Genomic DNA, 6,566 nt, shown 5'->3' with positions numbered 1-6,566 from the left:
ACTACTGGACCGAATCTAGGGGGTCACTCCATCGGAACTGTTCCTTGGCAACGCGGACCGCATCCTCATCGTTATTCAGCCTCAGAATCGACCGGTATCCCACAGCCATGGTGCAACTCCGTCTCTCGGTAGAGCTATGGAGCTACCGTCTCCAACCACAATGAAGCTCTTGCCCATCGTAAATCAGTGTGACGCAGAGATCCGACATCGCGCTCGAATCAAGCGCCGACAAGGACTTGGAGGTTTGCTGCGGAAGGGACTGCCTTGAATCCGTCTGTCGATCGAGCGACACCAGCTTTGCGGCATTGGAGGCTCTCAACTGTTCAAGTAGGAGCCGTTCCCTGCTGGTGATCAGGCCTGCACATAAAAGTACGCCTTAACATGTCCACAGTAGCCCTGGAACACCATCGCGGGCCGGATTCGGTCCCTCACCACATCACGCGGCGACGCTTCGAATACCACTACATCGGCCGCGGCTCCCTCCCGCAGTGCCCCGCGACCGGGGTCACCGAGCGCAGCCGCACCGCCCTCAGTCGCCGCCCGCAGCGCATCGATCGGTTCAAGGCCCAGCCGGTGCAGTGTCAGGATCTCATCCGCCAGCGAGTCGGGGTCGCAACCCTCGATCGCATCGGTGCCGGCCGCGAGCACGACACCGGCCGCGACGGCGTCACTCACGACCTCGCGGTGGGCGGCGACGCGCGCCTCCCAGATCTCGACGGGCGGCGGCCACGCGCGTTCCCCCACTGCCCCTGCGTCGGCGCGGCGTGCCTCGTCGAGGAACCGCTCGAAGATCCACGCGGTCGGCACGAGCACGATCCCCGCCGCCGCCATTCTGCGCAGCTGCGCAGGCGTGGCACCATTGCCATGCTCGATCGTGTCTGCCCCCGCCTCGATCGCGATGTCGATGGCGTCCGGGATAGACGCGTGGCACGCCACCCGGCGGCCGAGCCGGTGCGCTTCATTAACGGCGGCCGCGGCCTCCTCCGGCGTCACCTCCAGCTCGGCCGCATTCAGCGTGAGCTTCACCAGATGCGCGCCGCGGTCGGCCTGGTACCGGACGGCGGCACGGAAGGCATCGGCGCCCCTGGCCTCCCGGGCAAGTTTCGGAAGTCCCGCCCACGCCTCGGCGGTCTCGGTGCCGTGTCCCCCTACCGCGCAGACGATCTGGTTCGCGCAGAAGCAAGCCGGCCCTCCGGACGGTTCGAAGGCGACGCCGTCGAGCGAGCCGACGTCACGGATCGTCGTCACGCCCGCCGCAAGCATCCGCAAGCGGTTCCCTCTCGCACGGCCCACGACGCCTGCCCAGGTATTCGGCATCGGTTCTCGTCCCGCCCAGGAAACGTGCGTGTGCGCGTCGATCAGTCCCGGCATCACGAAGCCGGTCACCTCCACCACCGCAGAACCCGATGCGGGCCGCAGGCCCGGCTCGATCTCGGCAATGACACCGTTGCGCAGGCGCAGATCGGCGGCGGCGAACTCGCCACCGGGCAGCAGCGCGCGACCGCCGAGCAGGTAGGTATCCTCACCCAATCCCATGCCCTCAGCCTCCCCTAGGCACGAGTGAGGCGGCTTCGTCGAACGCAACGAACTATTCCGCGGGGCGTAGTCGGCCAGCACAGTTCCGCGCCCGCACAGCGTTCTGTGCACCGTATCGGACAGGCCTGCGAGCCGAGCGCTGCCTGCCTGTGCCGTGCCCTGTCGGGCCGACGAGGACGTCTGTCACCATCAACGGAAAGGGGACAGACGATAGCAGCGACCCGTCAGGGGCAATGGCCTCACGGCTCAATCGCCTGCGGGGCGATACGACTCAGTCTTCCGCGGCGGGCAGCACGTCCTCGGGGCGCGGGCGGCGCATGTCCAGGCGGCCTTCTTCCCTGATGGTGAAATAGGCGGTGGGTCCGCCCCCGCGGATCAGCGGCCTGGCCGCCGCGGTCTGATAGATCCCGTCCCTGAGCAGCGTCTTGTCCAGGTGCACCCCGACTACCTCGCCGAACACCACGCTGGTCACCGTCTCCTCACCTGAAGCCGTCAGCAAGGGAACGATCTGCGTCGTGCGGCACTCGAAGACCGCCCTCGATTCGGCCACATGCGGTACATGGACCACCCGGGACTTGGCCGGCGTGAGTCCGGCCAGCGCGAACTCGTCGGCGTCCGGCGGCACCTCCGCCGAGGTGAGGTTCATCTGCTCGGCCAGGTCCTCGCTGGCGAGGTTCCAGCAGAACTCGCCGGTCGCCTCGGCGTTGGCCAGCGTGTCCTTAGCGCCATTGCTGGCGAAGCCGATGATGGGCGGGGTGTAGTTGAACGCGTTGAAGAAGCTGTAGGGCGCCAGGTTGAGCACACCCCGCTCGTCCTGCGAGGAGATCCAGCCGATGGGGCGCGGCGCGATGACGGCGTTCAAGGGCGAGTGGGGCAGGCCGTGCCCGTCCTTGGGCTCGTAGAAGTGGTGATCGATGGTCATCGGAGGCCTCTCGCTGGACTACGGCTCTTCCATCGTAGAGGGGCCACACCGGTCACGGTCGCGCTCAGTCTCCGGGTGCTTCCTGTGGGGTCGAGGGCCCGTTGCGGGAACAGGGCCCCTGGTCACTGTCCGTGGCGTCTGCCTACCATGGGCCCATGGACCCCATCGTGATCGTGTTCCTCGTCATCGCCGTCGTCGTCATCGGCGGTGTGTTCCTGCTGGGGGTGCTGCTCTTCGGTGGCCTGCGCACCAGCATCTTCTTCACGGTGCACACGCAGGAGAACGTGATCGTCCAGCGGTTCGGCAAGTTCCAGCGGGTGGCCAGCCCCGGCCTGAACCGCAAGCTGCCGTTCGTGGAGTCCATCACCAAGCCGATCTCCCTGCGCGTGCAGCAGCTAGAGGTCAACATCGAGACCAAGACGAAGGACAACGTCTTCGTCACCGTCCCGGTCGCGGTGCAGTACGTGATCAGGGAGAACAACGTCGTCGATGCGTACTACAAGCTCTCCGACCCGGAGGCGCAGATCCGCTCCTACGTCTTCGACACCGTCCGCTCGGCCCTCTCCACGCTGAACCTGGACGAGGCCTTCGAGTCCAAGGACGACATCGCCACCACCGTGGAGCGCACGCTCGCGGCGCGGATGCAAGAGTACGGCTTCAACATCGTCAACACCCTCGTCACCGACATCTCCCCCGACCAGCGGGTCCGGGACTCCATGAACTCCATCAACGCCGCCCAGCGCGACCGTGAGGCGGCCCAGGCGCTGGCCGAGGCGGACAAGATCAAGCGGGTCACCCAGGCCGAGGCGGAGGCCGAGTCCAAGCGCCTGCAGGGCGTCGGCGTAGCCGCGCAGCGCAAGGAGATCGCCCACGGCATCGCCGAGCAGTACGAGATGCTCCGCAAAGCGGGCATCTCCAACACCGCCGAGCAGTTGCTGCTCATGACGCAGTACTTCGACACCATGCAGGAAGTCGCCCGCAACGGCCGCTCGAACGTGCTGCTCCTGCCCTCCAATCCCGGCGCCCTGGGCACGCTGTACGAGGAACTGCGCAATACGATCATCACCGGCCACGGCAGCGCCGACGTCGCCGCCGGGCACGACGGCCAGGCCGGACCTGGAGACCGCGAGAGCACGTCCGACGACGAGAACCGCAGCCGGGAACGGAGCCGCCGGGACCGCCAGGATGCCAGCACCGGCCAGGGTCCGCGTACCGGCCAGGCACAGGGACACCAGCAGGGACCCGGGCCGGTTCCCGGTCAGCTGCCCCCGCAGCCGGGGCAGATGCCGCCACAGGGATTCCCGCAGCACGGCGGCCAGTTCATGCCGCCGCCGCTGCGCCCGCCCCAGCAGGACGGCTGAGACCTTTCCGCAAGGATCGCTGGGAAGCCGCGCCGCCGGCATATCCCCGCCTTCGCTGGACCTGCACTGAAGCCTGCGCGCGAGCCACGCAGCGCCCCTGGCACAAGCGACGTGGCCCCGGCGCAGGCTAGCCATCTCGAATAACGGACAGCACTGGTCCTGATATTGGACAGCTTTGAGAGCAGGCGTATAGTCATCGAGTCGCTCCAGCCCGGAGCGGCCTCGCCCCGAATCTCAAGAGAGTCCGCAGCCTAAAGACATGTCCGTTCCGGCACAGGCGACCGCCGCCCAGAAACCCGCCAATCCCCGTTCCCGCGTCCTCGTGGCCAGCCTCGTCGGCACCACCATCGAGTTCTACGACTTCTACGTCTACGCCACGGCCGCGGTGCTGGTCTTCCCGCACCTCTTCTTCCCCAGCGAAGACCCGACGACCGCGCTGCTGTCGTCCTTCGCGGTCTTCGGTGCGGCGATGCTCGCCCGTCCCTTCGGCTCCATCGTCTTCGGTCACATGGGCGACAAGTACGGCCGCAAGGTCACGCTGGTCGCCGCGCTGCTCACGATGGGAATCGCCACCTTCCTGATCGGCCTGCTGCCCACCTACGGGCAGATCGGATGGATCGCCGCGGCCATGCTGGTGATCCTCCGGCTGGCCCAGGGCTTCGCCATCGGCGGCGAATGGTCCGGTGCCGCACTGGTGGCCACCGAGAACGCGCCCGCCGGGAAACGTGCCTGGTACGGCACCTTCCCGCAGCTCGGCGCTCCGCTCGGCTTCATCATCGCCAACGGCCTGTTCCTGATCATCGCCGCACTGCTGCCCTCGGACGACCCGTCCCAGCCCTCGGAGGCGTTCCTGAGCTGGGGCTGGCGGATCCCGTTCCTCTTCTCCGCCGTCATGGTCATCGTCGGCCTGTGGGTGCGGCTCAACCTGGTCGAGTCCGACGCCTTCTCCAAGGCCAAGACCACCGGCTCCATCCACCGTCTCCCCCTGGGCGCGGTGCTGAAGTCGCACTGGCGCGAAGTGATCCTGGGGACCTTCTTCATGCTGGCGACCTACGTGCTGTTCTACCTGATGACCACGTTCTCCCTCAGCTACGGCCGCACCCCCGCCGATGCGGCGGTCCCGGGACTCGGCTACAGCTACAACACCTTCGTGATCATGCTGATCGTGGGCGTGGTGTTCTTCGGCGTGTTCACGATGCTCTCCGGGCCGTGGGCAGACCGGTTCGGCCGGCGCCGGACCCTCATCATCGTCACCACGGCGATCCTGCTGTTCGGCCTCACCTGGGCACCGCTCACGGCCGCCGGTCACATCGGCGTGATGGCCTGGCTCATCATCGGCCTGTCGCTCATGGGCATGACCTTCGGCCCGATGGGCGCCCTGCTGCCGGAACTGTTCCCCACCGCAGTGCGGTACACCGGCTCCGGGATGTCCTACAACCTGTCGTCGATCCTCGGCGCCGCCGTCGCGCCGTTCATCGCGGTGTGGCTGTGGTCGCTGGGCGGCGGCAGCCCGGTCTGGGTGGGCGTCTACCTGTCCACGATGGCGCTGCTGACGCTCATCTCCCTCATCATCGCCAAGGAGACCAAGGACAACGACATCGAAGCCTGATCCCGCTGCCACACCGCCGGAAACGCAACCGGCAACCAGACGCGCCGCTTCCGCCGAGGAGATGACGCGCCAGCGCGCAGGATCGCCTGCCCGATGACGACAGGGCCGCCGGCTGACGTTCACCCGAGCGTACGGCCGGCGGCCCTGTCGCTACCTCCACCGGGCGCCGCAAGCGGCTCCTGCGACTAGGCGGTCAGCAGCGCGAGCACGAGGGCGCCGGCGATCAGATGCGGCCCCAGCGCCAGGTGCGAGCGCCGTCCGGCCCGCCGCAGTGCCATCGCGACGAGCCCGAAGACCAGCGCGGAGACCAGGCCGAGCATGACCCCGGCGATCGTGACGAAAGGTCCCTGCCAGCCCAGCACGAGGCCGAGGGACAGCATCAGCTTCACGTCCCCGAAGCCCATCTGGGAAGGCGCCAGCACGAACAGCACCAGGAAGAACGCGGTGGCGCCCAGCGCGCACAGCGCCGCGAGCCCCGCGCGGGACCATTCGCCGCCGAGGGCAGCCGTCACGAGCAGGATCAGCGCGCAGCCCGCGGCAAGCGGCAGGGTGATGAGATCCGGCAGCCGGCGCTCGCGCAGATCGACGGCGGTCAGGAACGGTGCCGCCGCTGCCAGGAGCGCCAAGGCCCCGCGCGCCGGCCCGCCTTCCCCGGGGACGGCGAAGGCGAGCACCACCAGGATCAGCGCGACCCCGGCGCACACCGGCCACAGCCAGCGTGGTGGAGGGCCGTCAAGCAGCAGCGGCCGCATCAGCCGGCGTACGGCTCGTGCTCCGAGCGCGAGGCCAGCAGCAGGCGGGTGAGCATCACGACGCCGAGCCCGGCCGCCGTCGCCAGCGTCGCAGTGCCCAGCTGCCCCAGCAGCAGCCCCCAGTCGCGCAGATCGCGCGGGATGAGATGAAGCAGCACCCCGTAGACCTCCAGCCCGAGGGGAACCGGGAGCACGGCGAGCAGATGCCTGCCCCAGCCGCCCGTGCCCCGTTCGGCGTGATAGGCGCTGGCGGCGATGCCCGCCAGGAAGGGACACAGCGCGTAGAGCAGTGCCGTCCAGCCGCCGTAGCCGACCGTCACGCTCAGCGTGAAGTTCAGCGCGAGATAGACCGCCGCGGCGAGCACCCAGCTGCGCACCAGGTCCAT

6 protein-coding genes are annotated in these 6,566 nt (G+C 68.2%); 2 read left to right on the top strand and 4 right to left on the bottom strand.

What is annotated here, in order from left to right; translation table 11 throughout:
* Positions 1-351 precede the first annotated feature (351 nt).
* Together IEW13_RS07735 and IEW13_RS07730 are read right to left on the bottom strand one after the other, a co-directional pair.
* Positions 352-1,536, bottom strand: coding sequence for an amidohydrolase family protein (locus tag IEW13_RS07735; RefSeq protein ID WP_188550366.1), 1,185 nt, complete (start codon positions 1,534-1,536; stop codon positions 352-354).
* Positions 1,537-1,807: 271 nt separating this feature from the next.
* On the bottom strand, positions 1,808-2,458 hold the full coding sequence (locus tag IEW13_RS07730; protein ID WP_188550365.1) for a flavin reductase family protein: 651 nt from the start codon (positions 2,456-2,458) through the stop codon (positions 1,808-1,810).
* A 155-nt stretch (positions 2,459-2,613) separates the two neighbouring features.
* Here IEW13_RS07730 and IEW13_RS07725 point away from each other — a divergent pair, with 155 nt between their 5' ends.
* Positions 2,614-3,819, top strand: coding sequence for an SPFH domain-containing protein (locus tag IEW13_RS07725; protein ID WP_188550364.1), 1,206 nt, complete (start codon positions 2,614-2,616; stop codon positions 3,817-3,819).
* A gap of 259 nt (positions 3,820-4,078) precedes the next feature.
* Complete coding sequence (locus IEW13_RS07720) at positions 4,079-5,428, top strand: MFS transporter (protein WP_188550363.1); 1,350 nt, start codon at positions 4,079-4,081, stop codon at positions 5,426-5,428.
* A 185-nt stretch (positions 5,429-5,613) separates the two neighbouring features.
* Here the strand turns inward: IEW13_RS07720 and IEW13_RS07715 are convergent, their stop codons facing one another.
* Together IEW13_RS07715 and IEW13_RS07710 are read right to left on the bottom strand one after the other, a co-directional pair.
* Positions 5,614-6,180: a prepilin peptidase gene (locus IEW13_RS07715; protein ID WP_188550362.1), complete on the bottom strand. Its 567-nt coding sequence runs from the start codon at positions 6,178-6,180 to the stop codon at positions 5,614-5,616.
* Complete coding sequence (locus IEW13_RS07710) at positions 6,180-6,566, bottom strand: hypothetical protein (protein WP_188550361.1); 387 nt, start codon at positions 6,564-6,566, stop codon at positions 6,180-6,182. The genes IEW13_RS07715 and IEW13_RS07710 overlap by 1 nt, the downstream gene beginning before the upstream one ends.

The organism is Sediminivirga luteola, from assembly GCF_014639315.1.
GTDB classification, from domain to species: Bacteria; Actinomycetota; Actinomycetes; order Actinomycetales; family Brevibacteriaceae; genus Sediminivirga; species Sediminivirga luteola.
The sequence above is the reverse complement of the archived record's forward strand: the minus strand, read 5'-3'. Positions and strand labels throughout refer to the sequence as shown.

Coding starts and splice junctions, on each gene's coding strand:
- IEW13_RS07735 (WP_188550366.1), bottom strand. CDS start 1,536: ATGGGATTGGGTGAGGATACCTACCTGCTCGGCGGTCGCGCGCTGCTG.
- IEW13_RS07730 (WP_188550365.1), bottom strand. CDS start 2,458: ATGACCATCGATCACCACTTCTACGAGCCCAAGGACGGGCACGGCCTG.
- IEW13_RS07725 (WP_188550364.1), top strand. CDS start 2,614: ATGGACCCCATCGTGATCGTGTTCCTCGTCATCGCCGTCGTCGTCATC.
- IEW13_RS07720 (WP_188550363.1), top strand. CDS start 4,079: ATGTCCGTTCCGGCACAGGCGACCGCCGCCCAGAAACCCGCCAATCCC.
- IEW13_RS07715 (WP_188550362.1), bottom strand. CDS start 6,180: ATGCGGCCGCTGCTGCTTGACGGCCCTCCACCACGCTGGCTGTGGCCG.
- IEW13_RS07710 (WP_188550361.1), bottom strand. CDS start 6,566: ATGGACCTGGTGCGCAGCTGGGTGCTCGCCGCGGCGGTCTATCTCGCG.